This window comes from Paenibacillus sp. Z3-2, from assembly GCF_054161325.1.
In genome coordinates this window covers 329,518-354,853 of sequence record NZ_CP096397.1, presented here as the reverse complement: position 1 = coordinate 354,853, position 25,336 = coordinate 329,518, and the positions used below count along the sequence as shown (strand labels likewise).

The 25,336-nt window shown below is 48.5% G+C and carries 14 protein-coding genes, 17 tRNA genes and 3 rRNA genes; 6 read left to right on the top strand and 28 right to left on the bottom strand.

Annotated features, from left to right (window positions below; translation table 11 throughout):
- Positions 1 to 52 precede the first annotated feature (52 nt).
- The gene (locus M1D71_RS01770; protein WP_458124989.1) at positions 53 to 181 is read left to right on the top strand and encodes a hypothetical protein; all 129 of its coding nucleotides are present in this window, start codon (positions 53 to 55) and stop codon (positions 179 to 181) included.
- A 344-nt stretch (positions 182 to 525) separates the two neighbouring features.
- Here M1D71_RS01770 and M1D71_RS01765 read toward each other — a convergent pair whose 3' ends face one another.
- Positions 526 to 1,722 (bottom strand): DUF2087 domain-containing protein, encoded by a 1,197-nt coding sequence (locus M1D71_RS01765; RefSeq protein ID WP_458124988.1) that lies wholly within the window; start codon positions 1,720 to 1,722, stop codon positions 526 to 528.
- A gap of 215 nt (positions 1,723 to 1,937) precedes the next feature.
- Positions 1,938 to 3,911, bottom strand: a complete 1,974-nt coding sequence (locus M1D71_RS01760) for a methyl-accepting chemotaxis protein (protein WP_458124987.1) — start codon at positions 3,909 to 3,911, stop codon at positions 1,938 to 1,940.
- A 266-nt stretch (positions 3,912 to 4,177) separates the two neighbouring features.
- On the opposite strand from M1D71_RS01760, the gene M1D71_RS01755 reads away from it, so the two are divergent.
- From M1D71_RS01755 to M1D71_RS01745, 3 genes are all read left to right on the top strand, one after another.
- Complete coding sequence (locus M1D71_RS01755) at positions 4,178 to 5,578, top strand: serine hydrolase (protein ID WP_458124986.1); 1,401 nt, start codon at positions 4,178 to 4,180, stop codon at positions 5,576 to 5,578.
- A gap of 178 nt (positions 5,579 to 5,756) precedes the next feature.
- Positions 5,757 to 7,169, top strand: a complete 1,413-nt coding sequence (locus M1D71_RS01750; RefSeq protein ID WP_458124985.1) for an N-acetylmuramoyl-L-alanine amidase — start codon at positions 5,757 to 5,759, stop codon at positions 7,167 to 7,169.
- A 37-nt stretch (positions 7,170 to 7,206) separates the two neighbouring features.
- Entirely contained in the window at positions 7,207 to 7,737 is a 531-nt protein-coding gene (locus M1D71_RS01745; RefSeq protein ID WP_458124984.1) for a GerMN domain-containing protein, read from the top strand.
- A 74-nt stretch (positions 7,738 to 7,811) separates the two neighbouring features.
- Here M1D71_RS01745 and M1D71_RS01740 read toward each other — a convergent pair whose 3' ends face one another.
- The 4 genes from M1D71_RS01740 to M1D71_RS01725 all read right to left on the bottom strand — a co-directional run bounded on the left by M1D71_RS01740 (position 7,812) and on the right by M1D71_RS01725 (position 13,257).
- The gene (locus M1D71_RS01740; protein WP_458124983.1) at positions 7,812 to 9,374 is read right to left on the bottom strand and encodes an MBL fold metallo-hydrolase; all 1,563 of its coding nucleotides are present in this window, start codon (positions 9,372 to 9,374) and stop codon (positions 7,812 to 7,814) included.
- Positions 9,371 to 11,041 carry an ABC transporter permease gene (locus M1D71_RS01735; RefSeq protein WP_458127132.1) on the bottom strand — a complete coding sequence of 557 codons (1,671 nt, stop codon included), beginning with the start codon at positions 11,039 to 11,041 and terminating at the stop codon, positions 9,371 to 9,373. The genes M1D71_RS01740 and M1D71_RS01735 overlap by 4 nt, the downstream gene beginning before the upstream one ends.
- Before the next feature lie 87 nt (positions 11,042 to 11,128).
- Positions 11,129 to 12,199, bottom strand: a complete 1,071-nt coding sequence (locus M1D71_RS01730; protein WP_458124982.1) for an ABC transporter substrate-binding protein — start codon at positions 12,197 to 12,199, stop codon at positions 11,129 to 11,131.
- Between the two features lie 41 nt (positions 12,200 to 12,240).
- Positions 12,241 to 13,257 carry an ABC transporter ATP-binding protein gene (locus M1D71_RS01725; RefSeq protein ID WP_458124981.1) on the bottom strand — a complete coding sequence of 339 codons (1,017 nt, stop codon included), beginning with the start codon at positions 13,255 to 13,257 and terminating at the stop codon, positions 12,241 to 12,243.
- 405 nt (positions 13,258 to 13,662) lie between these two features.
- Here M1D71_RS01725 and M1D71_RS01720 point away from each other — a divergent pair, with 405 nt between their 5' ends.
- On the top strand, positions 13,663 to 14,571 hold the full coding sequence (locus tag M1D71_RS01720; RefSeq protein WP_458124980.1) for a LysR family transcriptional regulator: 909 nt from the start codon (positions 13,663 to 13,665) through the stop codon (positions 14,569 to 14,571).
- 147 nt (positions 14,572 to 14,718) lie between these two features.
- A complete protein-coding gene (locus tag M1D71_RS01715; RefSeq protein WP_458124979.1) occupies positions 14,719 to 15,579 on the top strand; it encodes a hypothetical protein in 861 nt (286 codons plus the stop codon).
- 152 nt (positions 15,580 to 15,731) lie between these two features.
- On the opposite strand, the gene M1D71_RS01710 is transcribed toward M1D71_RS01715, so the two are convergent.
- The 22 genes from M1D71_RS01710 to M1D71_RS01605 form a co-directional block, all read right to left on the bottom strand.
- Positions 15,732 to 15,802, bottom strand: a tRNA-Gly gene (locus M1D71_RS01710).
- 11 nt (positions 15,803 to 15,813) lie between these two features.
- Positions 15,814 to 15,887, bottom strand: a tRNA-Pro gene (locus M1D71_RS01705).
- A gap of 16 nt (positions 15,888 to 15,903) precedes the next feature.
- Positions 15,904 to 15,980, bottom strand: a tRNA-Arg gene (locus tag M1D71_RS01700).
- A 6-nt stretch (positions 15,981 to 15,986) separates the two neighbouring features.
- A tRNA-Gly gene (locus M1D71_RS01695) sits at positions 15,987 to 16,061 on the bottom strand.
- An 8-nt stretch (positions 16,062 to 16,069) separates the two neighbouring features.
- Positions 16,070 to 16,157: transfer RNA gene (locus M1D71_RS01690), tRNA-Leu, on the bottom strand.
- 9 nt (positions 16,158 to 16,166) lie between these two features.
- Positions 16,167 to 16,242: transfer RNA gene (locus M1D71_RS01685), tRNA-Lys, on the bottom strand.
- Positions 16,243 to 16,251: 9 nt separating this feature from the next.
- Positions 16,252 to 16,326: transfer RNA gene (locus tag M1D71_RS01680), tRNA-Gln, on the bottom strand.
- An 11-nt stretch (positions 16,327 to 16,337) separates the two neighbouring features.
- Positions 16,338 to 16,413, bottom strand: a tRNA-His gene (locus M1D71_RS01675).
- 97 nt (positions 16,414 to 16,510) lie between these two features.
- Positions 16,511 to 16,586: transfer RNA gene (locus tag M1D71_RS01670), tRNA-Thr, on the bottom strand.
- Positions 16,587 to 16,609: 23 nt separating this feature from the next.
- Positions 16,610 to 16,687 (bottom strand) — tRNA-Asp (locus M1D71_RS01665).
- Between the two features lie 27 nt (positions 16,688 to 16,714).
- Positions 16,715 to 16,788, bottom strand: a tRNA-Met gene (locus tag M1D71_RS01660).
- Positions 16,789 to 16,805: 17 nt separating this feature from the next.
- Positions 16,806 to 16,881, bottom strand: a tRNA-Val gene (locus M1D71_RS01655).
- A 6-nt stretch (positions 16,882 to 16,887) separates the two neighbouring features.
- Positions 16,888 to 16,959, bottom strand: a tRNA-Glu gene (locus tag M1D71_RS01650).
- A gap of 15 nt (positions 16,960 to 16,974) precedes the next feature.
- Positions 16,975 to 17,066: transfer RNA gene (locus M1D71_RS01645), tRNA-Ser, on the bottom strand.
- A 3-nt stretch (positions 17,067 to 17,069) separates the two neighbouring features.
- Positions 17,070 to 17,145 (bottom strand) — tRNA-Asn (locus M1D71_RS01640).
- Between the two features lies 1 nt (position 17,146).
- A tRNA-Ala gene (locus tag M1D71_RS01635) sits at positions 17,147 to 17,222 on the bottom strand.
- Between the two features lie 34 nt (positions 17,223 to 17,256).
- Positions 17,257 to 17,330: transfer RNA gene (locus tag M1D71_RS01630), tRNA-Ile, on the bottom strand.
- 59 nt (positions 17,331 to 17,389) lie between these two features.
- A 5S ribosomal RNA gene (gene rrf, locus M1D71_RS01625) occupies positions 17,390 to 17,506 on the bottom strand.
- 145 nt (positions 17,507 to 17,651) lie between these two features.
- Positions 17,652 to 20,579: ribosomal RNA gene (locus M1D71_RS01620) — 23S ribosomal RNA — on the bottom strand.
- Positions 20,580 to 20,888: 309 nt separating this feature from the next.
- Positions 20,889 to 22,441: ribosomal RNA gene (locus M1D71_RS01615) — 16S ribosomal RNA — on the bottom strand.
- The 16S, 23S and 5S rRNA genes sit together here with 17 tRNA genes alongside, the layout of an rRNA operon.
- Positions 22,442 to 23,051: 610 nt before the next feature.
- Complete coding sequence (rocF, locus tag M1D71_RS01610; RefSeq protein WP_458124978.1) at positions 23,052 to 24,017, bottom strand: arginase; 966 nt, start codon at positions 24,015 to 24,017, stop codon at positions 23,052 to 23,054.
- Positions 24,007 to 25,227, bottom strand: a complete 1,221-nt coding sequence (locus M1D71_RS01605) for an ornithine--oxo-acid transaminase (RefSeq protein ID WP_458124977.1) — start codon at positions 25,225 to 25,227, stop codon at positions 24,007 to 24,009. Before M1D71_RS01605 ends, rocF begins: the two co-directional genes overlap by 11 nt.
- Between the last annotated feature and the right edge of the window lie 109 nt (positions 25,228 to 25,336).

The following is a 25,336-nucleotide window of genomic DNA, read 5'->3' as shown; positions in this document are numbered from 1 at the left end:
GAGCCAAAAGAACGCTTCAGAAAGCGAGTCAGCAGAGGAAGATATCTCCTGCATGGAAGCAATCTCCCCCTCTGTAGCTCAGAGAGATGTTCTCCGTTCCATCGGCATTCGTTTCCGATATGGTATGGATCTAATCAATGGATTGCACCACTTCGGCTGTGCTTGCAGACATCTGCTGTGAGGCAGCTGCAATTACGATGACAGAATAACCTTCTTATCGCTGTTATCTCCAGATTTTTCTATTCCCTTTTCCGAAGGGGAAGATCCGTGGATAGCATACACTTCGCCTAAAAGCTTTCTTTCAGAAAGCTTTTAGGCGAAGTGTATGCTTCCGGAGTAGCTTTCTTGCAGAAAGCTTGTAGCTTCGCTTTTTCAGGTTTTTTCTGTCCTCTCCGTTATCGTGCAAAAGATTAGTTCAACTTATATAACAAATAGTCTATAACCCAAAAGCCCCTTTGCCATCATATTGGCAAAGGGGCTTTTGGGTTATGAAGAGTCATGAAATTTGGATAGAAAATGTCCTTCCTATTCAGCAGATTGCTTTTTATCTCCATGGTACCCTTGATCTCCATAGGGTTCTAATTGTTCAAACCAGCGATTCAAACATTTGGCCAATGCATCCTTTGTATCATAATAAGGGTTATCGTCTTGCTTCAATATCTCCAGCACTTCGATCACGAAGGCATTCTCTCCATATTCATTCCATTCAGCCTGCAACCTTCGATTCAGATGGCTGCCCATCTGTAGCATAAACCGTTGTCCATTAATGGTTTTCAGATTAAGTGTACTATCGATATAGACTTTGCCGTTACGTTCATTCCGAATCTGGTAGACGCCCGCTTCCGTCTTGACTTCCTTCGCCTGTTCCTGCAGTTCTTTGCGACGATCCATGTTCTCCCGCTCCCCCTTTTCTTTGCGACCCTGTTTTCTATCTTGGGCACTCTGTTGATCTGCACGGCTTCCCAGCCAATACTGACTGCCATCTGGCTCACGCTCCATCAAGCCATAGTCGATCAGGTACCTCCTTATTTCTACGTAATCGTCATAGACTTCCTTCAGCAGCTCATTGACCTGTTTCTCGGAATATTTGCGCTCTGTATCGAATCGTTTGGCTATCTCAGTGAGCACGATATATTTATGTTTTTGCTGCATATGAAACGTCGTCAGTGGACCGCTGGTGCCTTCTGGAAAATACTTGCTTAGCACCTTCTCCCGATCCTGTTCTGTAATATCAAATGAATCACGATGAATTGTATGTCCATGTCTTGTCACCGGCGACACCCATTCAGCTTGAGTCTGGGTATCCTTACTTTTGAGAAGCTCCATTAATGCCAGGAATATCTTGGCCTGCCGTTCCTTCTCCTTCAATACAAACCGGTGATTCCGAATCGTGGAAGCACTCCCGATGCCAAGGGCCTTCTGTACTTCAGCATCCTTCTTGCCTTCATGGAATTGCGCCAGCAAGCCCCGCTGGACATCAGACAATCCGGTTACGCTTTTATCCAACTCCAGTAAATACTCAAATACCGATCCATGAACCTTCTCGATATGAACACGCATATAGCGGGCTGCCTCATAGAGCACCCCTTCTTCAGGGTAGATAATCCCCGCCTCTGTCCTGTATCCGCAGCAGATGCATATATAGGCGGGACCTTCCTCCATATAACCACGCTTGATCTCTTCCAACGAAGCTGTTTGTAACCAGGATTCTGATGATTTCATGTAAAAGCTCCTTTTTTATCATTGTTATGGTCATTTGAAATTAATATCAATCAACTAATCATTATTTTAGTTTGTTTATTTATAGACATAATATAATTTTGTTTGTTATATGTCAATATACTGAAAGAGATGTTGTATTGGAAGACATCACGAATACCTCTGTACAAAAGAAAAAGACCGCAGAGTGTATCCCTGCAGTCTCATTTCAATCACTGTTACAACTTAAACCGTTCAATCATGCTTTGCAGATCTTCAGCCATACGTGACAATGCCGCCGAAGATGCTGCAACCTCTTCCATCGTGGCCAACTGCTCTTGGGCAGCAGCTGATCCATCTTCTGTTCCAGAGGCAATTCTGTCCGACAGAACCATCGTATCATTCACTGCCTTGTTGATATGACCCATACCCCCATCAATCTGACGGGAAGCCGCGGATACTTCTCCAGCTTGTGCAGCTACCAACTGTACGGCGGTGCGAATGTTATGGAAAGCTTCGCCCGCTTCCGTAACCATCTGCGAACTCTTGACCATCCCTTCTCCCGTCCGGGCAAAGGTCGATTGCACCGCATTGGTTTTCTCCTGCATCTCATGCATAAGCGCATTAATCCGCTCGGCTGAAGCGCCTGAACTGTGAGCCAGTGTCTTCACTTCGTTGGCTACAACCGCGAATCCGCGCCCTTGCTCGCCAGCTCTTGAAGCTTCAATGGAAGCATTTAATGCGAGGATGTTCGTCTGCTTGGCAATGGCCGTAATCTCGGCCACAATCACAAGAATCTCTTCATTTTTCGCTCGCAGATCCTCAATTACGACAGACATGGCTTTACTTTCGTCATTCACCTGCTGAATATGGGTAACTGCTTCTTCCACGGTAACCATACCCGCTTCCGACTTGGTGGATGCATCAAGAGCGATACGAGCAGTATCTTCAGCACTTGATGAGATTTCTTTAACTCCAATGGACATTTCACCCACGAGTTGACCTGTAGCAGCAAGGCTGTTGTTTTGCAAAGTCGTTCCTTCAGCTGCATCCTGCATCAGTTCAGCCACTTGTTCTGTGGCCTTGGATGTCTGCTCCGAACTTGCCATTAGCTCTTCAGAAGATGCTGCCAGCTGGCTGGACGTATCATGTACTTCTCCTAGCACACTACGGAGTGAAGTCGTCATCATATCGAAGCTTTCTCCAAGCTGTCCGAACTCATCCTTACGCTGCAAACCTACACGAACCGTTAGATCCCCTGCACTTACTTGGGATGCTGCCTGCGTCAATTGCAGTAATGGCCGGTGAATGCTGCGGATAATGAAAACAAGCAAAATCAACCCAATAACTAATGCAGATGCCACAATCGTAATTGAACGGATCAAAATAGGCATTACGGCTTCCGTTGCTTCCGAAGGAACCATCTCACCAACAATTTTCCAACCCGTCACCGGATTAGTAAAATACACAGCTTCCACTTCGCGACCATCATATGTATACTTCACAGTACCACTTTCCTGCGTATACATCTCATTAATATAACTTTCATCCGACTGTGTGCCGGATTCAATATTGTAGTGGAACAGGAATTTACCCCCGTTATCCAGCATGTACAGTCTTCCTTCTTTACCAATGTGTATCTGATCAACGGATTCTTTCAGATGATTGAGACTGACATTGGCTCCGAATACCCCTTTGCCGTCAGCCAGCTTGGCCGCTGCGGTCACAACCCATTCGCCCGTCGAAGCCGACTGGAACGTATCTGAGATTACTGGTACATCCTGGGACATCCCCATCGTATACCATGAACGTTCTCGAGGATCATAATTCTGTTCCTCGGATTCAGGGGACTTCATCCAGCTGCCATCTTCGGCACCTGCGGTAAGTACTCCCAGTTCCTTGTGATTTTGAGACATCCGATCCATCTGCCTTTGAAGTGCAGGTGATTTGTTAATAATATCGTTTGAGGTAATACCCGCGGCCATCTGTGCTGCGTTATCCTTCTCCATATCCAACATCTGATTAATCTGTAGACTAAGCATTTCTGTTTTGGCCTGTGCGGAACGAATAATTTCTTGCTTAACCTGGTCAGCCGCTTTTTGATAAGACAACCATCCCACGGTGATGCTCGGTACTATCAGGAACAGGAGCAATGCAGCAACCAGGCGTTTTTTTACGGTTAAAGTAAACCAGTTTCGAATCCTTTTCTTCATTTAACTACCCCCATCATAAATCTCCACCTCTCCTTTTATCGGACAAATGCTGTAAAAATATTATGTATATATACTAAATGGAACAAATTTAATTTTTTCAAGCAGAGCTGATGATGAAGACTCCTCATTTCCCTTCGTTTTGACCCCCTCCACGAGATCGTTTACAATGCTCATAAGCTGGTTATTCATGAAACGATTGGAAGGAGAGGATTCAAATCTTACGCAAGTCAAATGAAAGACAACGTTTTTCCACTGTATATTCATCCATGTTCCGCATTCTGTTAGCGCTCATCCTGTGCGCAGGCCCCATTCTGGGACAAGCTGGTATCACGGCATCCGCAGCGCAGGCGACGCAAGCAGTTCACATTGAAGTGAATGGTGAGCAACAATCCTGGAAGAACGCACCACTTATATTCAAAGGTTCAACGTTTGTTCCACTGAGGGATGTGGTCACATCGGTTAAAGGCACGTTGAAATGGGATAATCGCACCAAGACGGCTACCATTACCGTTGGCAGAGACAAGCTGATCCATCAGGCTGGCAGCAATTCCATTAAGGTAAACCAGGTCGATCTGGCCACAGGGGTGAATTCACGTACGGTTAACGGTACCTTGATGGTCCCTGTCCGGGCCATGGCTAATGCAATCAAGGCCGATATCAAAGTCCAACGCACAGCTACAGGTCAGATGAGTGTGAATATGGTAACCGATCAAGTCAGCCTGCTGAACAGCGAGGTTGCCAGCGTAGATACGTATCTGCGCGAAATTAACTATCCAGGTATGGCTCTGATTGCCCGCGATGGTGAGGTACTTCTGAAGCAAGGCTACGGACTTGCCGACGAACAGACGCTGAATCGCCCGGATCAGAAGACCCGAATCGCATCGCTTAGCAAATCTTTCACGGCTGCGTCCATTCTGAGTCTAGTTGAGGATGGTAAGATTAATGTACAAGATCCAATCTCCAAGTATATCTCCGGTATACCGAAGGGAGATCAGATCACGCTGCATATGCTGTTGTCTCAGACTTCAGGTCTGCCATCTGCATTCGGCAGGGGTGAAGGAACTTCGATGGAAGAGACTGTGGAAGAGATTCGCCACAAAACGCTGAAGTTCGAACCGGGGAGTGCCTATCTGTACAGCAACAGCGGGTATGTTCTGCTCGCATACGTCGTTGAACAGGTATCCGGCATGAGTTATGCCGATTACGTGCAGCAGACGATACTGAAACCACTTGGCATGAAAAATTCGGGAGAGGCTTCCCGTAAAGTGCATACGATTAGTGGTTTTATTCAACAAGATAACGCATGGGTAACTGCTCCTTACTATGTGTCTCAATCCGGGTCAGGAACCATCTATTCCACGGTGGACGATATGCTCAAATGGGATCGTGCGCTGTATACAGACAAGATTCTAAGCCAGGATACGATTGAACAGATGTATGAGCCTTACTCCGATAAAAACTATGGCTACGCTTGGATTCTCAAAGAAAACGGCACGAATCGTACCGTCTTCCATAACGGTAGTGGTGGCGGGTTCGCCACAGCCTTTTCACGTAATCTGTCCGATGACATCACGATTATCCTGCTCGGCAACCACGCAGGTATGGACATGACTTCACTTTTGGATGAAGTTGAGGCAAAAACAGCCAAAGCACTGCAACTGCAATAATTTATATTTTCATAAAGAGTAATAAGAGGCGATCTTTCAGCAGGATCGTCTCTTTCATATAGATAAATTTGATACATATTCAATTCTAAAAAGAAACATTTTTACATATTTACCGTTTATACTATGTAGGTATATTTTGGAAGTGTACTTATAGATCTAATATTAGTCGAGGTGCATAATGAAGAAAACCATTTTACTACTGTTTTTGAGCCTGTTCTTACTCTTTTTGCTCCCTAATCAGGGAAATGCCGCTGCAAGCACGTCGAAAATCTTTATGGATGGAGAGGAATTAGTCCTCCCAAATGATGTACAGGTGACGATTATCAATAAAAACGTGATGATCCCGATTCGTGTCGTTGCCGAAAATTTGAAATTCAAAGTCGATTGGAACCAGCAAGCACACACTGTAAAAATCCAGCAAGATCAACAGATCATCTCTCTAACCGTGGACCAAAAACAAGCCATGGTTGCTGACAAGCAGGTCACCTTGAACACAGCACCGCAAATTTTGAATAAAACCCTGGTGGTGCCCATTCGATTTGTCAGTGAACAAATGGGGCTTAAGGTAAAATGGAACAATCAAGACAAGATTGTATACTTAACAAACACCAACAAGGACCCTGCTGTTGACCCTGGCAACAGTTCAGGGAATGGGGACTCCTCTTCTGTCGTCCAGGTTACCGATATCCAATTTGCCAACAATCAGCTTGTGTTATCCACGGATGGGGCAGTTCAGCCAGTAGTAACGACCCTCAAGTACCCTGATCGTCTGGTTGTGGACTTGCCTGGAGCCGTCTTTGGCGATCTATCCCAACCGCTGGATCAAGGATTCAATGGCAAGCTGGATGTGAGCGGTTATCCCAATGTGACGGAAGTGAGATATTCCCTTTTCAAACGAGATCCCGGGCAAGTTCGAATTGTTGTAGAATTAAATCATGTGAAGGATGTCCAGTATAGCCAGAATGTGATTGCCGACAAGCTGATTATTGATCTGAATGTTGCGGGAGACAACGTCGCACCTGCTCCTGTCACTCCAGTAGGCGATTCAGGACGCAAGGTCGTTGTGATCGATCCAGGACACGGCGGCAGTGATCCAGGGACGATCAGCATCACTAACCAACCCGAGAAGGACTACAATCTGGTATTGGCTCACAAAGTACAAGCCCTGCTGCTTAATGAACCCCATATCGAATTGGTAATGACTCGTGAGGGTGATACTTATCCGACCCGCCCTGAGCGTGTGCAGCTCGCCAATCAATTAAATGCAGATGTATTTGTATCTATCCATGGCAATAGTGTGAAGTCCGCCCCCCAAGCGACAGGTACGGAGACATATTATTATCAACGCAGTAACAGCAAGGAATTAGCCCATATCATTCATCAACGTTTGGTGAAAGCCATGGGGCTCAGAGATCGTGGTGTGAAAAATGGCAACTTGGAAGTGATTCGAGACACGACCATGCCTGCAGTGCTTTTGGAAGTGGGATTCCTGAGTAATGTGCTCGATGAGGAACGGATGTCATCCGATGACGTACAGATGAGAGCCGCTCAAGCGATAGCCGATGGAATTAAGGAGTATTTGGGTCTATAAATCATAAAATAAATTATTAGATGAAGGAAGTGATCCTTTGAATAAGAAGCTAGGTTGGGCACTTATATTATCATGTTTGATCCTTATCGGAGTTGGATGTGCTCAGAAGCCAGTGAGTGAATCCGGATCGAATGAACCCAACCCATCCGAAACGGAGGTGGATCTGGGCAAAATGAACACACAAGTCGTCGATGTTTATATGGCTGATTCTCAGGTTCTGGAGCTTCAAAAAACAGAGCAGGAAATTGAATACAAGGATGATTCCGAGAAATACGAAAAAACATATGCAGCTATGCAAACTAACACCGATTCGGAGCTCGTTTCCCTCTGGGAGCAGGTTGAATTGCTCTCTATCCAATATGCAGAGGGCACGGTGACTTTTGATGTTCATATCCCCGCTGAAGCCAACCTCGGTACCAGTGGAGAGTTGCTCGCATTGGAAGCTTTAACAACAACGATGTTTCAATTTGATGAAGTGAACAGCCTGGATATACTGGTGGATGGTGAAGCCGTTGATAGTTTAATGGGTCATGCCGAACTGGAGCACCCCATTCATCGCGAACCCTAAATGATCACACAACAATGAAAAAGAACGTCCCCATGGACGTTCTCAGATAACGTAACAATCAATTCATGCACAACTCACACATATAGCTCGTCTCCAGCAGACAGTGAATGTATAACTGTTCCCGGTGACGGGCTATTTCTGAGCAAACCTTCTCTTAATCTGTCTGTCTCTGCCCGGTCAGCATGCACAAGAACCGTATGTCTTGCTGGAATCCCATGCAGCATCTGTTCGACATCCTTCCAGCCCTGATGCACTTTATAGCGTATTTTTCGCACCTCACACGCTCCATACTTATCAGGAACCCGTAGCAGCTTATCAGCAAATGTACCGTGAGCAACATGCCCAGTGAGCAGAATCAGATTTTCCTCCCTGTCCGATAATTGGCTATAATACCAACGGGCAAGCGAGGACTGCATCATGCCGTCCGGAATGAACCATAGCGAAGCAGCATGTTGTTCCAACAGTTGTTCCCGCTCTTGGGTGGTCGTAGGCAGATCCCATCCTCGTCCGGTCAGAAAGCCATCAATTTCGTCTTTCAACGAACTTCCGGTGACATGCTCTCCCTTCTCCCTCAACCAGTACGGGACATGAATAAGCTGCTTCATGCCATCCACCAGTCCTTGTTCCACTACGATTGGAACAGCCGGGAATTGTTGCTGTGCCCACAGTATGATCTCCTGTCCACGCCCTACGACAGGCATGGGTAGCAGCACCTTTCCACCTTGAGCAATCGTTTGGTGAATGGCTCGTTCCAGCTGTTCCAGTTTGTCAGCCTGTGTATCTTGGTCCGTACCGTAGGCAGCATCAACGATCGCCAGATCTACCAGCCCGACTGAAGATATTGCTGCTACGTCTGCTACGTCTGCTACGTTCGATGTGAAATTTCCCTGCTTCATGGGTAACTCCATGGATACAAGTGTTCTTGACGACGCCTCTGATGCAACAGATTTCTGATCTTGTGACGTTATCAATTCTCCAGCCTTTTGCCCACTGTTGATAGCGATTAGTTGCTCCGTACCCCACTGCTCGCTGCTCGGAGCATCAAACACCAGATTTTCACGAGTTATGTCTGCCTGTGAGAACGCCTCCGCTGGACAATCCTCCTGTAAAAGCATCGATTCGGACGTGTAGTCCCCGGAATAGAAAATCCGCTTAGCTTCCACTTCAAGCCCAAACCACACGGATCCAGCCAGATGTCCACTCCGTCCCCACATCACTTTTGCTTCGGGAATGGGTTCGAACCAGGTTTGGGGTACCCCCTCATCCTCCAGATACCGATAACGAATAGCTTGCTCATCTGCTTCATTATAAGGAAGTTCTTCACCTACACGCTCTACAAACCTGCGCCAGTTGGCAAAATACGTACGCAGCTGCGCCCTCGTCTCCCTCGTCATCCATACTTCACCCTGGTAGCCCATCTTATACAGCAAAGGTATGGCGACTGAATGGTCCTCATGGGCGTGGGACAACAGGACCGCATCCAGTTGCGGAACAATCTCCGGGTCAATCAGTGGATACTCGCCCGTGCCTTCTTTTTTCACACCACAATCCAGCAAAAGGCGAAAATTGCTCCCGCTCAGGAGATAGGCGGAACGTCCATGTTCCCCTGCACCGCCCCATACGTTCAGTTTGATCATGATGCATTCCACTTTCTCTTTGAATTCAGCATTTCAATTCCAAGCAGCATGAGCACCGTCATGCCTACAGTCACAACGGCCATCGCCATTCCGAGTGATACCTGACCTTGTTCGAATTGGGCAAAAATATACGTAGCCGACGTCTGCATCGACGGTGGAAGAATCAACAACGAACCTACCAGTTCCCGGGTAGCAATCGTAAAGGTCATCATCCAGCCGGCGAGCATGCCGGGCAGGATCAGCGGGATCAGGATACGCCGCAGAATATACAGCGGCTTCCCGCCAAAGACTTGCCCCGCCTGGAACAATGTTCCATCAATCTGGGTAAAGCTCGATTTTACATACTGCACGGTGTAAGGCAAGAAGAGAACAACGTACGTGAGAACAACCATGCCGTAGGTGTTATACAACGTGACTGGCATCCAAGGTGAGTTCCAGAAGAGAATCAGACCCACCACCATCACGATGCCCGGCACTGTATTAGGCAACAGACTGAACAAGTCAATCACACGCTGCATGAATGAAGACGATCTGCCGATAGCTAGCGCAAAACCCGTACCGATAATAACAGCAACGGTTGAAGCCGCGAGAGATAGTCCCAGACTGTTCCCGATCGCCTTCATACTTACCGAACCCCAAGATAACAGCTCCTTGTAATGATCCAATGTCAGGTTATCAAAAGCGAGTCCCGATCCCCGTAGCTTCATGGTCGAAGCGGCGATGATGGAGAAATACGGGATACCTATCGACATAATCAACAGGATCGCAAGATACACCCCGCACAACCATCCTGCTCCGCCACGAAGGGAATATCGCTTCGAACGTTGCCCCTTCCCACCTACCAGACGATACGTGAACTTTCGACTCATGGCAGACTGCATATACCACATCACCAGACAGACGGACAGCAACACCGATGCCAGTGAAGTCGCCTTGCCGAAATCAATCGGCCAACTGGAGATGTACTTATGGATCTCGGAGGTCATGACATAATAGCCAATCTTACGCCCGAAGGTTGCCGGTGTTCCGAATTCCGCAATCGTTTTGACAAAGACCAGCATGATCCCCATGCCGTAGGACGACAACAATAAGGGTAAAATAATGCGTCTGAAACGGTACCCCGCACGTGCACCATGCACGGCTCCCGCTTCTTCCAGATTACCACCGATGCGGATTAATGCATCCCGAAGCAGCAGATACAGGAATGGGAACAGGTGCAAGCTCATGATGAGCACCATGCCCCAGAAGCTGAAGAACAGCTCACTCCAGCCCGCAGATGAGGGCACCCATTGCTGCAGATATCCCCCTTTTTGCATAAACAGAATCCATCCCATTGATCCGATATACGGCGGAGTCATGAAGGGAATCATCAGGATCACATCCACCCAGCGATGCTCGCCCATACGGGTCTTCGCCATCATCCAGGCAAGCGGCAGCGCCAGCAGTGTGGTTACCGCTACAACGCAAATGCCAAGCCAGACGGAGTTCAGCAATACACCGGATAGATGATGACCTGTAATCGTGCGAATCGGTGCCATCCAGTCCCATTGTCCGTCTGGATACACACTTTGCCAGAAGATCAGCAAGAGCGGCACGCCAATGCTTATGGTCAGCAGAAAGAGGGCCAGAATCACGCCCACTCTCCGAAAAATTCGGTTGTTGTCCATTACAACAGGTTTCACTACGTTCACCTCACATGACTTTCCACAGACAGCAGGTATTCCTTTTGCCTAATTGTCTTTTTGTACTGTGCCTTACTTAAAAGTCTCCGAAAAACGTGCTGCTGTTTCTTCGCCATGCTCGCTCATCCAGTTCCAATCCACTTTAAGTTGTGGAATATCCTTCACATTGGCACGGTTGGTCGCTTCAATGTCTTCACGGCCCGGAATCAGATAAGCATCAGCAACGAGCTTCTGTGCTTCATCGGACAACAAGTAGTCAATGAACGCTTTAGCGTTCTCTACATTTGGACTGGATTTCAGAATCGCTGCCGGTCTTGGGCTGATTACCGTACCTTCCTCAGGATATACGATATCCAGTGGCTCACCTTTTGCCTTGGAGGAATACGCCATGTAGTCCACACCTGCCGCTACGATGCTTTTGGCACCCGTGATGACGGGATCAAGTGCTTCCTGATTGGCGCCTGCCATCGCTACACCATTGGCTTTATAGGCACTCAGTAAATCCCATCCTTTTTCACCATTCGCACTCAGGTACCCTGTGATGAAGTCGAGTGCTGAACCTGATAATGTAGGGTCGGGAATGTTCACTGCATCTTTCCACGCAGGCGTAGCAAGCTCTGCCCAACTTGTTGGTGGTGTAGACACCAGTTTGGTGTTATACACAATACCCAGTGCGGAAGCGCTGCTACTGAAGTAGTTGCCCTCTGCATCTGACCAATCCTTGTTCAGCTTGTCTGCATTGGCTGCATCAGGATAAGGCATAGTCAGTCCATCGGCTTTCAGAGCCTGTGCTGAAGGTAAAGAGGCCAGAATGACAACGTCTGCCACCGGATTGGACTTCTCTGCTTCCATACGAGCCAAAATTTTGCCTGTTGTTCCCTGGAACATCTCGACTTCGATACCTGTTTTGTCCGTAAATCCGCTTACGATGTTATCCGCCAGCTTCTGTGGGCCAGCACTGTACAATACCAACTTGCCGCCAGCCGGTTTCGTTGTTTCCGCCGCCGCTGTGTTTCCTTCACCCGCGGGTTGTGCCGCGTTGCCTGTGGTTGTGTTCCCTGTACTACATCCGAACAAACTGATACTCATTACCGCAGTTAATAACAGCATTGCACTCTTTTTCCGTGTTTTCATCCCTAACATCTCATTCCATCTCCCTTGGTTTCTGTTTGATTTTCACTACTTTAATTGGCGGCTGCTATAACTTCTCTGTGCTTCACACTCGGGTTGTCATAACCATCCATTCGGCATATCCGCTCGGGGGCTATATGAAGCTGAACCCGCTCTCCTACCCGTACTCTTTGGTTCATATAGGCTGTCCATACGCCCAGCCCTTCCATCTGCACTCGTACTTCGTAACGCTCACCTACATAGCTGACACTAAGTACCGTCCCCGGATAACACAGATCATCATGACCTGTTTTGTTCCAGGTAACATGCTCCGGACGTACCATCGATTGGTTAGGCGTGAGCCAATTGGACTTTCCGATAAACGAAGCGACATACGGATCACTTGGGGCCGAGTAGATCGTTTCCGGGCTTCCCTTTTGCAATATCCGCCCTTTCTGCATCACCACAATCTCATCTGACATCGACATCGCTTCAATCTGATCATGTGTGACGTACAGCGCAGTCAGTCCCATGTCCCGAACCAGTGACATCATCTCAATCCGCATCTCTTCCCGGAGTACAGCATCCAGTGCACTCAGTGGCTCATCGAACAGGATCACACCAGGTCTGACAGCTACGGCTCTGGCAAAAGCAACCCGTTGCTGCTGTCCACCAGACAGCTGATGAGGATATCGATCTTCCATGCCTTGCAGGCGAACCATGTCAAGTGCTTCGTTCACCTTTTGCCGCAGATCGGATTTCTGTTTTCCGGCCTTCAGGCCAAACGCTACATTTTCGTATACGGTCATATGCGGCCATAATGCAAAATCCTGAAACACCATGCCCAGATTACGCTTGTGTGTCGGTATATCAATCCGCTTCGCCGCAGAGTAGATACACTGACCATCTGCACGAATCTCCCCCGCATCCGGCTGCTCCAGCCCGGCCAACATGCGGAGCAGAGTTGTTTTGCCGCAGCCCGATGGGCCGAGAAGTGTCGTGAACTTTCCATGTTCAAGCGTTAGATCTGTCGGCAGCAGTGCGGGTGTTTGATTAAATGATTTTTGAATTCCAGTCATCTCTAATTTCATAAGCATCCCTGCCTGTCTTTTGTTACTTGATCTCTTGCACTGTTCTCAGTCTAACGTCCGCTTTCGCGAGTTGTATGTCTTGTTTGTAAAATTGGAATTAACTTTTTAGATGAATTCTGTTGATGTTCATAGATTAAATCTATAGTAGGTGAACTAAATTAATTTTCATGTTTTCGCTTCGATTACAGCACCATCTTCCGATCGCTGTTATCCCAGATTTCTTATATTCCCTTTATGAAGGGAGAAATCCGGGGATAAAGGCGAAGCATATGCTTCCGAAGCAGCTTTCTTCCAGAAAGCTTTTGGCTTCGCTTCTTCAGATTGGTTCTGTACTCTCCGTCTTTATGAAAACATTAGATCATCTTATATATTGGGGCTAGTAGAAATGAGAGGAGTGTTGGGACATTGAATCTGATCAAATTGCAAATTGTTGAGCTGATCGACAAACATCATCACATGACAAGCGTGGCCGAGTTACTGGGGATCAAGCAACCCACCGTTACATTTCATATGAAGTCATTGGAGGAAGAGATGGGTGTGCGATTATTCGAATCGCGCAGTGGCAAGACGTTTCTAACCGAGGCCGGACAAGCTCTGCTGCATTACTCCGTTAAAATCAATGCTCTAACCCAAGAAGCACGACGGGTTGTAAAAGAATATGACAGTCTCTATCGGGGCACCCTGCACATTGGGGCAAGCTATGTACCCGCTACATACCTGCTGCCCTCCATGCTCAATACCTTTTCGCAGGAATTCCCTGGCATCCGTATCGTCTTATCCGTCAAACCATCACCTGTCATTCGCGAGATGCTGATTCGACATCAGATTGATCTGGGTGTGATCTCTTCCGAGCCGTTTGTTGGACCCGCGCTGCAAGCCGAGACGCTGTGTGAAGACGACCTGGTATTGATCTGTTCTCCGCAGCATAGGTTGGCCCAGCATGATGTATTAACACCTGATCATATCGCACAGATCCCTTTTGCCTTACATGGCAATGAATCCAGTACTCGGCGGTTAACCAATCAATGGCTCGCGCAACATGACATTCGTTTGCGGAGCACCGTAGAGATGGATTCCCTGGAAGCGATCAAACAACTCGTGTTACTCGGGGGGCATGTCTCATTCATGTCTCGGATGGCGGTACAATGGGAGGAACAACACGGGCTCATTCAAGTTCTCCCCATTCCAGGAGAGCAGGCACCCCGCCATATTTACACTGTACATAACAAGGACCGTCACCCGTCAGTTCAGGTGAACCGCTTCAAAGAAGTACTACGAGAGGTGAGTCACGGATTTCCCCTTTTCCATGCATGACTGACCTGACCCTCAATAAAGTATCGTTAACCATTCATCAAATCTATGCAGGGTTAACGCAATGAGCTCTCCCCGTTAATCGCTTTCATATATTCGGGCGATAAAGTTGAGTCTGTACGTTAATCCAGATTAGGAGAGTGATTGGTTTTGAAAAAGTGGAAAAAGGTAACCGCCTCATTGATGCTGAGCATCGTAACATTGGGAAGTGGAATGACATTTCTGGGAGCACCACAGGCTTCAGCTGCTGCCAATGCCGTTCCTGCTTATGAAGTGAAGTTTCTGGCCAAGCCGGAACTTGTATTGAATACCGATGGGACACCACGCAGTGAAGTGATTCAGACACTCGGCCTGAATTCCACGCCCAGAAATATTAACGTAGAGTACTTCGACACCAATTCTCTCGGATTGGATCAGCAAGGATGGAACGTCCGTTTTCGTAAAAAAGATGACAAAAATAATTACGAATTGACCTACAAAAAGCGGTACCCAGTGATCAATGGCGACATCAACGCAGCGCTGACTCTGGCTAATCAAGAGGGTTTTGATGAATCGGATGATAATTACGAGGCTGAGATTGATTGGGGATATGGTAAACAAACTTTAAGCTTCTCCAACACCAAAAAAGTCGATACCAAGGCGACAGGTGTCCAACTTCCTTCTGAAAAGGAAGCCTTGAACATGTTATTGGACAAGCTTCCAGGCAAATTGAAAAACTGGACTGCCTCCAACTGGGGCAAACAACAGCTTACGCAATCTCGTGCCTATGGTCCGGTAACGTTCCAACGATATGAAGGTACATGGAATGGTCAAGAGCTTACACTCGAAGTATGGCCGATCCGTGACGCAGCAGGTACAGGTATTGAGAATATCGTAGAAGTCTCTTTCAAAACTGATGATGCTGTAGCCGTATCCGGACTGCGCACTCAACTGCTGCAATTGCTGGAGAACAATAACTGGCTGATTCCTGCCGATGGCTTGAAAACACAGACGATTCTGGAAAGATACTAATCGCGGGCTCTAACTTAAAAAGACAAGCTCCTCTCCTACGATGTACGCAGGAAGAGGGGCTTGTCGTTTTTGTGTAGTGAACGAAATGAAATTATAGACTCAAACAAAAGAGCCCCCGCTATAAGCAAAGGCTCTTCTATACGTTATTAGGAAGCGGGTGATGGGAATCGAACCCACGCTATTAGCTTGGAAGGCTAAAGTTCTACCATTGAACTACACCCGCAAATAAAAAAATCGGGATGACACGATTTGAACATGCGACCCCCTGGTCCCAAACCAGGTGCTCTACCAAGCTGAGCTACATCCCGATACTTATGAAAATAATGGCGCGCCCTGAGAGATTCGAACTCCCGGCCTTTTGATTCGTAGTCAAACGCTCTATCCAGCTGAGCTAAGGGCGCAAATATTGGAGCGGACGACGGGAATCGAACCCGCGACCCTCGCCTTGGCAAGGCGATGCTCTACCGCTGAGCCACGTCCGCAAAATATATGGTGCGGTCGAGAGGACTCGAACCTCCACGGGGGGTTAGCCCACACGGACCTGAACCGTGCGCGTCTGCCAATTCCGCCACGACCGCAAAATATAATGGTGAGTCATGAAGGGCTCGAACCTTCGACACCCTGATTAAAAGTCAGGTGCTCTACCAACTGAGCTAATGACTCATAGTGAAATGGCTGGGGATATAGGATTTGAACCTATGCATGACGGAGTCAAAGTCCGTTGCCTTACCGCTTGGCTAATCCCCATTAAAAAATCATGGGGCGATCGAGGGGAATTGAACCCCCGAATGCCGGATCCACAAACCGGTGCGTTAACCACTTCGCCACGACCGCCATAGAGTAAGCCATTCATCCACTAAGAGAATCTTAGTATTAACATTTTTACTTGTAATATACATTCTATTACAAATTCAGATGTAAATACTAAAAATGGTGCCGGCGAGAGGACTTGAACCCCCAACCTACTGATTACAAGTCAGTTGCTCTACCAGTTGAGCTACACCGGCACGGTGCATATTTAATTAAAAAATGGCGGAACCGACGGGATTCGAACCCGCGATCTCCTGCGTGACAGGCAGGCATGTTAGGCCAACTACACCACGGTTCCAGATCACTTTCTCAAAGGAAAGTATAATTGCGGGGGCAGGATTTGAACCTGCGGCCTTCGGGTTATGAGCCCGACGAGCTACCGGGCTGCTCCACCCCGCGTCGTTATAAAAGTTATATGGTGGAGGCTGAGGGGATCGAACCCCCGACCCTCTGCTTGTAAGGCAGATGCTCTCCCAGCTGAGCTAAGCCTCCATATTATGACCCGTAGGGGATTCGAACCCCTGTTACCTCCGTGAAAGGGAGGTGTCTTAACCCCTTGACCAACGGGCCTTGCTAAAAATTATCTGGCGGAGAGAGAGGGATTCGAACCCTCGAGACGCTTGTGACGCCTACACGATTTCCAATCGTGCTCCTTCGGCCAGCTCGGACACCTCTCCATATGGCTCCCCGAACAGGGCTCGAACCTGTGACAACTCGATTAACAGTCGAGTGCTCTACCAACTGAGCTATCAGGGAATGGTGGAGCCAAGCGGGATCGAACCGCTGACCTCCTGCTTGCAAGGCAGGCGCTCTCCCAGCTGAGCTATGGCCCCATACACTGTTGTATTTCTTGCTGTGGTATTACTATGGGCCCTGGTGGACTCGAACCACCGGCCTCACCCTTATCAGAGGTGCGCTCTAACCAACTGAGCTAAGGGCCCTAATATATATCCCTTATTCCTTGGCAAAGGGGGCAAAAAAAATACCCCAAAGGGAAATCGCTTGGCGGCGTCCTACTCTCCCAGGACCCTGCGGTCCAAGTACCATCGGCGCTAGAGGGCTTAACGGTCGTGTTCGGGATGGGTACGTGTGGAACCCCTCCGCCATCGCCACCAAACGTGATTTGTCGAAGCATAGCTTCTTGAAATCAGATATGGAACTGAAAATCATACACACGTTCTGTGATGTACCAATTTTCATTTCAGAGTTGTTGTTCTCTGAAAACTAGATTCGAAACGAAACATGCGATTTAAAACTTGCTATTGGATAAGCCCTCGACCGATTAGTACTGGTCAGCTCCATGCATTGCTGCACTTCCACCCCCAGCCTATCTACCTCGTCGTCTTCAAGGGGTCTTACATACTGGGAAATCTCATCTTGAGGGGGGCTTCACGCTTAGATGCTTTCAGCGTTTATCCCTTCCGTACATAGCTACCCAGCGGTGCTCCTGGCGGAACAACTGGTACACCAGCGGTACGTCCATCCCGGTCCTCTCGTACTAAGGACAGCTCCTCTCAAATTTCCTACGCCCACGACAGATAGGGACCGAACTGTCTCACGACGTTCTGAACCCAGCTCGCGTACCGCTTTAATGGGCGAACAGCCCAACCCTTGGGACCTACTTCAGCCCCAGGATGCGATGAGCCGACATCGAGGTGCCAAACCTCCCCGTCGATGTGGACTCTTGGGGGAGATAAGCCTGTTATCCCCAGGGTAGCTTTTATCCGTTGAGCGATGGCCCTTCCATGCGGTACCACCGGATCACTAAGCCCGACTTTCGTCCCTGCTCGACTTGTAGGTCTCGCAGTCAAGCTCCCTTATGCCTTTGCACTCTTCGAATGATTTCCAACCATTCTGAGGGAACCTTTGGGCGCCTCCGTTACTCTTTAGGAGGCGACCGCCCCAGTCAAACTGCCCACCTGACACTGTCCCCGCACCGGATTACGGTACCAGGTTAGAACCTAGATACGATCAGGGTGGTATCCCAACGTTGCCTCCACGCAAGCTGGCGCTCACGTTTCAAAGGCTCCCACCTATCCTGTACAGATCGTACCCAAATTCAATATCAAGCTGCAGTAAAGCTCCATGGGGTCTTTCCGTCTTGTCGCGGGTAACCTGCATCTTCACAGGTATTAAAATTTCACCGGATCTCTCGTTGAGACAGCGCCCAAGTCGTTACGCCATTCGTGCGGGTCAGAATTTACCTGACAAGGAATTTCGCTACCTTAGGACCGTTATAGTTACGGCCGCCGTTTACTGGGGCTTCGGTTCACAGCTTCGGGACTAGTCCCTAACCACTCCCCTTAACCTTCCAGCACCGGGCAGGCGTCAGCCCGTATACTTCGCCTTACGGCTTCGCACAGACCTGTGTTTTTGCTAAACAGTCGCTTGGGCCTTTTCACTGCGGCCCCCTCGTGCTATTCACACTACCGGGGCACCCCTTCTCCCGAAGTTACGGGGTCATTTTGCCGAGTTCCTTAACGAGAGTTCTTCCGCGCGCCTTAGAATACTCTTCTCGCCTACCTGTGTCGGTTTGCGGTACGGGCACCATCACCTGGCTAGAGGCTTTTCTTGGCAGTGTGAGATCATGACCTTCGCTACTGTAATTTTCACTCCCCATCACAGCTCAGCCTTACGATGTGCGGATTTGCCTACACATCAGCCTTACTGCTTAGACGGACATCCATCAGTCCGCGTCACTACCCTACTGCGTCCCCCCATTGCTCATAACGGCTTACGGTGGTACAGGAATTTCGACCTGTTGTCCTTCGACTACGCCTTTCGGCCTCGCCTTAGGTCCCGACTTACCCTGAGCGGACGAGCCTTCCTCAGGAACCCTTAGGCTTTCGGCGGATCAGATTCTCACTGATCTTTTCGTTACTCATACCGGCATTCTCACTTGTATAATGTCCAGCGCTCCTTACGGTACACCTTCAACCCTTATACAACGCTCCCCTACCCCTGATGCAAAGCATCAAGCCATAGCTTCGGTGGTGTGTTTAGCCCCGTTACATTTTCGGCGCAGAGTCACTCGACCAGTGAGCTATTACGCACTCTTTAAATGATGGCTGCTTCTAAGCCAACATCCTGGTTGTCTGTGCAACTCCACATCCTTTCCCACTTAACACACACTTGGGGACCTTAGCTGATGGTCTGGGCTGTTTCCCTTTTGACAATGGATCTTAGCACTCACTGTCTGACTCCCGGAAGTAAGTCTATGGCATTCGGAGTTTGACTGAGCTTGGTAACCCTTGCGGGCCCCGCACCCAATCAGTGCTCTACCTCCACGACTCTGTTTTCCGAGGCTAGCCCTAAAGCTATTTCGGGGAGAACCAGCTATCTCCGAGTTCGATTGGAATTTCTCCGCTACCCCCACCTCATCCCCGCATTTTTCAACATGCGTGGGTTCGGGCCTCCAGTGCGTGTTACCGCACCTTCACCCTGGACAGGGGTAGATCACCCGGTTTCGGGTCTACGTCCACGTACTATGTCGCCCTATTCAGACTCGCTTTCGCTGCGGCTCCGGCTCTTCACCTTAACCTTGCACGGGAACGTAACTCGCCGGTTCATTCTACAAAAGGCACGCCATCACCCCTAAAACGGGCTCTGACTTTTTGTAAGCACACGGTTTCAGGTTCTATTTCACTCCCCTTCCGGGGTGCTTTTCACCTTTCCCTCACGGTACTGCTTCACTATCGGTCGCTAGGAAGTATTTAGCCTTGGCAGATGGTCCTGCCGGATTCATACGGGGTTTCACGTGCCCCGCACTACTCGGGATCCGTCTCGGAGGGAACAGACTTTCAACTACAGGGCTTTTACCTTCTTTGGCGGGCCTTTCCAGACCTCTTCGCTTAACCGGTTCCTTTGTAACTCCATGTGAGACGTCCCACAACCCCAAAGAGCAAGCTCTCTGGTTTGGGCTTCTCCGCGTTCGCTCGCCGCTACTGACGGAATCACTATTGTTTTCTCTTCCTCAGGGTACTTAGATGTTTCAGTTCCCCTGGTATGCCTCTGCACAACCTATGTATTCAGTTGTGAGTAACTGGAAATTACCCCAGCTGGGTTTCCCCATTCGGACACCCCCGGATCAAAGCTTGCTTACAGCTCCCCGAGGCAGTTTCGTTGTTCGCCACGTCCTTCATCGGCTCCTAGCGCCTAGGCATCCTCCGTGTGCTCTTAGTAGCTTAACCATATTGCTCCGGTTTTGACTGCTCGCTTCCCTTGTTTTGCTTGCGCAAAGCCAAAAGTCACTCCCATTCAATACCATCGCAAAAGCAATTAACTACCGTTTTTATTGAAACTTGTTTACACAAGTTCAGCTAAAAAGGAATGTTCTAATTCGCATTTACTTTCGTTTCGATATCTAGTTTTCAAAGAACAAGCTCCATGCAAAAGCAAGCTGTTTGAGAGTTTGAGCTCTCAAAACTGAGCAACGAGTGAGTGTTTTGCAGCTAAGCTGCGTATTTGAATGTTTCCACGCGGGAAACGATTCTCCATAGAAAGGAGGTGATCCAGCCGCACCTTCCGATACGGCTACCTTGTTACGACTTCACCCCAATCATCTATCCCACCTTCGGCGGCTGGCTCCTTGCGGTTACCCCACCGACTTCGGGTGTTATAAACTCTCGTGGTGTGACGGGCGGTGTGTACAAGACCCGGGAACGTATTCACCGCGGCATGCTGATCCGCGATTACTAGCAATTCCGACTTCATGCAGGCGAGTTGCAGCCTGCAATCCGAACTGAGACCGGCTTTGTTGGGATTGGCTCCATCTCGCGATTTCGCAGCCCGTTGTACCGGCCATTGTAGTACGTGTGTAGCCCAGGTCATAAGGGGCATGATGATTTGACGTCATCCCCACCTTCCTCCGGTTTGTCACCGGCAGTCTATCTAGAGTGCCCACCCGAAGTGCTGGCAACTAAATATAAGGGTTGCGCTCGTTGCGGGACTTAACCCAACATCTCACGACACGAGCTGACGACAACCATGCACCACCTGTCTCCTCTGTCCCGAAGGAAAGGTACATCTCTGTACCGGTCAGAGGGATGTCAAGACCTGGTAAGGTTCTTCGCGTTGCTTCGAATTAAACCACATACTCCACTGCTTGTGCGGGTCCCCGTCAATTCCTTTGAGTTTCAGTCTTGCGACCGTACTCCCCAGGCGGAGTGCTTAATGTGTTAACTTCGGCACCAAGGGTATCGAAACCCCTAACACCTAGCACTCATCGTTTACGGCGTGGACTACCAGGGTATCTAATCCTGTTTGCTCCCCACGCTTTCGCGCCTCAGCGTCAGTTACAGCCCAGAGAGTCGCCTTCGCCACTGGTGTTCCTCCACATATCTACGCATTTCACCGCTACACGTGGAATTCCACTCTCCTCTTCTGCACTCAAGTCACCCAGTTTCCAGTGCGATCCGGGGTTGAGCCCCGGGATTAAACACCAGACTTAAATGACCGCCTGCGCGCGCTTTACGCCCAATAATTCCGGACAACGCTTGCCCCCTACGTATTACCGCGGCTGCTGGCACGTAGTTAGCCGGGGCTTTCTTCTCAGGTACCGTCACCTTGAGAGCAGTTACTCTCCCAAGCGTTCTTCCCTGGCAACAGAGCTTTACGATCCGAAAACCTTCATCACTCACGCGGCATTGCTCCGTCAGGCTTTCGCCCATTGCGGAAGATTCCCTACTGCTGCCTCCCGTAGGAGTCTGGGCCGTGTCTCAGTCCCAGTGTGGCCGATCACCCTCTCAGGTCGGCTACGCATCGTCGCCTTGGTGAGCCGTTACCTCACCAACTAGCTAATGCGCCGCAGGCCCATCCCCAAGTGACAGATTACTCCGTCTTTCCAGTTCTCTTCAGGCGAAGAAAACAACTATTCGGTATTAGCTACCGTTTCCGGTAGTTGTCCCAAACTTGAGGGCAGGTTGCCTACGTGTTACTCACCCGTCCGCCGCTAACCATCAGAGAAGCAAGCTTCTCATCAAGTCCGCTCGACTTGCATGTATTAGGCATGCCGCCAGCGTTCGTCCTGAGCCAGGATCAAACTCTCCAATAAAGTATTGAAAAGAGCGATAAGCTCATTTTGAATCTGACGAGATTAAAAATCTCATTTGTGCTCCAGTTAATCCAAGCCAAGGCTGTTTCAAACTTTCGCGTTTATTCTGCAAGCAGAATGTTTACTCACTCGTTGTTCAGTTTTCAAAGATCAAACTTGTTTTGTTACCGAGTGTTGTTCTCCTCAGCAACTTTTATATCTTATCACATCCGAACCAACTTAGCAAGCTCTTTTTTTTAAGTTTCTTTCGAAGCTTATTTCATTCGCTTGCCGCACCGTGTGAACCGTGTTTTCTTGGCCGGAATTAGAATATACCATGTACAGATTTACAATGCAAGTCTTTTTTTGATAAAGAAAACAACCTGCTTCATCCGCCCAATATGTAATCTGTCACCCCGGTACTATCAATAACCTCAGCATCCTTATTACGAGCTTCTATTATACTTATCCAATATACTTAACCAGGGAAGCCACATCCATTACGATTTTAGAGGACATACATTGTGACTAGCCCTGGTTTTCGGAAATCTCTTTTTCTCTTTTCTTATTATATAAAGAAGACTATTACACCTTAAGCACTACATTAATACCCAGCTTCTCTTTTCATTGCTTATAATATCCGCTTACCAAGTAAAGAAGCGATTAGTTCTACCCCAAGTCTCGCCGTATGTCTATTGTGATCAAGCAATGGGTTCACCTCAACCAGTTCCATGGACGTAACTTGATTCGTGGAAGCAAGTAGCTCTAATGCGTAATGCGCCTCTCGGTAATTCAAACCACCCGGTACAGGTGTGCCCACCCCCGGAGCTTCACGCGGATCCAGACAGTCCATGTCAAAGCTGACATGAATACCGTCCGTTCCTTCTCCAGCTATAGCTATTGCTTGCTCTATAACTCGTTGTATACCCATTCTATCAATATCATGCATCGTAAATGCTTGGATGCCCAGTCCCTTAATCTGTTCCTTCTCATACTCATCCAGATCACGCAGACCAATATAGACCAAGTTGGATGGATCTATAAATGCGCCTGCTCCAGCAATGTGAGACAGGTTATATGCAGTATGACCCAAAGAAGCAGCCACACTCATCCCATGCATGTTACCGGACAAGCTTCGTTCTTCCGTATTCAAGTCTGCGTGCGCATCAAACCAGATCACCCCCAGATTAGAATAATGCGCAGTTAATCCGGCGAAAGTACCTATTGCTACACTATGATCTCCTCCAAGCACAAGCGGAAAGGCCCCCTCCTCTACCGCAACAGATACTTCATTAAACACATTCTCGCTGACCTGACGTACTTCGTTTAAATATTTCACGCGATTACGCTCAGCAGGGACAGACGGATCAGTTGGACACTCTACCCGCACTTCTTTGGAAAGCACTAGCCCCAGGCTCGCGATCTCCCGCTTCAGTCCAGCTGTAATTAATTCATCGGGCCCCAACTCTGCACCGCCTCTCGCTCCACCGAGTCCGAAAGGAACCTTAATGATGGCAACATTGCGCCGAACAGAAGTATGACTTGTATTAATAGAAGTATCTTGTATGCCATCAAGAACATCATCATCATTTTTCATGTAGGTTAGCTCCTTCATTGGTTGTCAAAACCAACTCAATTCTCTCCAATGCCCAGTCAATCTCGGACTCTTTAATCGTTAGTGGTGGAGCAAACCGAATGGTAGTCTCATGGGTTTCTTTGCACAGCAGTCCAGCAGACATCAAACGTTCGCAATAGGGACGTGCTGATCCATACAACTCAACCCCAATAAATAAACCTCTACCCCGAATATCCTTTATAGCCGAACTGCGAATATCACGAAGTCTTTTCATAAAATAGTTGCCCAGATGCTCCGATTGCTCGGCGAGCTTCTCATCTTCAAGGACTTTCAGAGCCGCTACAGCCACGGCGCAGGCGAGTGGATTCCCGCCAAACGTAGAACCATGAGACCCAGGCTCAAACAAATCCAGTATCTCCGCATTAGCAGCGATAGCCGAGATTGGCATGACTCCTCCTCCCAGCGCCTTGCCCATAATCCAGATATCTGGTTCAGCACCTTCCCAGTCAGAGGCAAAACGGCGACCCGTTCTTCCAAAACCGGTCTGGATCTCATCAGATACAGTCAGCACCTGCTGTTGTTTGCACAATGCAAAAGCTTCAGCCAGATATCCATCGGGCGGGATAACAATTCCAGCTTCACCCTGAATAGGCTCAACAAGAAAGCCAGCCGTATTCGGTGTAATGGCTTGTTTCAGTGCTTCAATGTCTCCATAAGGGATAATTCGGAATCCAGGTGTAAACGGTCCAAAATCTTTTTTATACTCCGCTGAAGAAGAAAAGGACGTAACCGTCAAAGTTCTTCCGTGAAAGTTACCAGAACATACGATAATTTCGGCTTGGTTCTCCGGCACACCTTTAGAACGATAAGCCCACCGGCGCACTGCCTTTACCGCAGTCTCCACTGCTTCCGCTCCTGTATTCATGGCAAGAATCTTGGATTTCCCTGTGAACTGTGAGAGTTTCTGATAGAAAAGAGAAGCTGAAGAACTATGGAATGCCCTTGATGTCAGCGTAACCTGATCTGCCTGATCCTTGAGCGCCTGTATAATCACAGGATGTCTGTGACCATGATTCAATGCAGAGTATGCACTTAACATATCCATATAACGGCGGCCTTCAGGATCTTCTACCCATACTCCTTCCGCCTGTTCAATAACAATAGGGAGTGGATGATAATTAGGTGCAGCATAACGCTCCGACCAATCAATTAACATTTTGGAATCTGACATACACGCCCAACACCTTTCCAAAATATTGTATACAAAATACAATATCAATGTATGCGATACCACCGCCATTTACGACTACATCCCACTATTTCCACAGCAGCCTACTCCC

Bases quoted from the DNA above. Each gene is read 5' to 3' on its own strand.
- M1D71_RS01770 (WP_458124989.1), top strand. From the start codon at position 53: ATGGAAGCAATCTCCCCCTCTGTAGCTCAGAGAGATGTTCTCCGTTCC.
- M1D71_RS01765 (WP_458124988.1), bottom strand. From the start codon at position 1,722: ATGAAATCATCAGAATCCTGGTTACAAACAGCTTCGTTGGAAGAGATC.
- M1D71_RS01760 (WP_458124987.1), bottom strand. From the start codon at position 3,911: ATGAAGAAAAGGATTCGAAACTGGTTTACTTTAACCGTAAAAAAACGC.
- M1D71_RS01755 (WP_458124986.1), top strand. From the start codon at position 4,178: ATGTTCCGCATTCTGTTAGCGCTCATCCTGTGCGCAGGCCCCATTCTG.
- M1D71_RS01750 (WP_458124985.1), top strand. From the start codon at position 5,757: ATGAAGAAAACCATTTTACTACTGTTTTTGAGCCTGTTCTTACTCTTT.
- M1D71_RS01740 (WP_458124983.1), bottom strand. From the start codon at position 9,374: ATGATCAAACTGAACGTATGGGGCGGTGCAGGGGAACATGGACGTTCC.
- M1D71_RS01735 (WP_458127132.1), bottom strand. From the start codon at position 11,041: ATGGACAACAACCGAATTTTTCGGAGAGTGGGCGTGATTCTGGCCCTC.
- M1D71_RS01730 (WP_458124982.1), bottom strand. From the start codon at position 12,199: ATGTTAGGGATGAAAACACGGAAAAAGAGTGCAATGCTGTTATTAACT.
- M1D71_RS01725 (WP_458124981.1), bottom strand. From the start codon at position 13,257: ATGAAATTAGAGATGACTGGAATTCAAAAATCATTTAATCAAACACCC.
- rocF (WP_458124978.1), bottom strand. From the start codon at position 24,017: ATGAAAAATGATGATGATGTTCTTGATGGCATACAAGATACTTCTATT.
- M1D71_RS01605 (WP_458124977.1), bottom strand. From the start codon at position 25,227: ATGTCAGATTCCAAAATGTTAATTGATTGGTCGGAGCGTTATGCTGCA.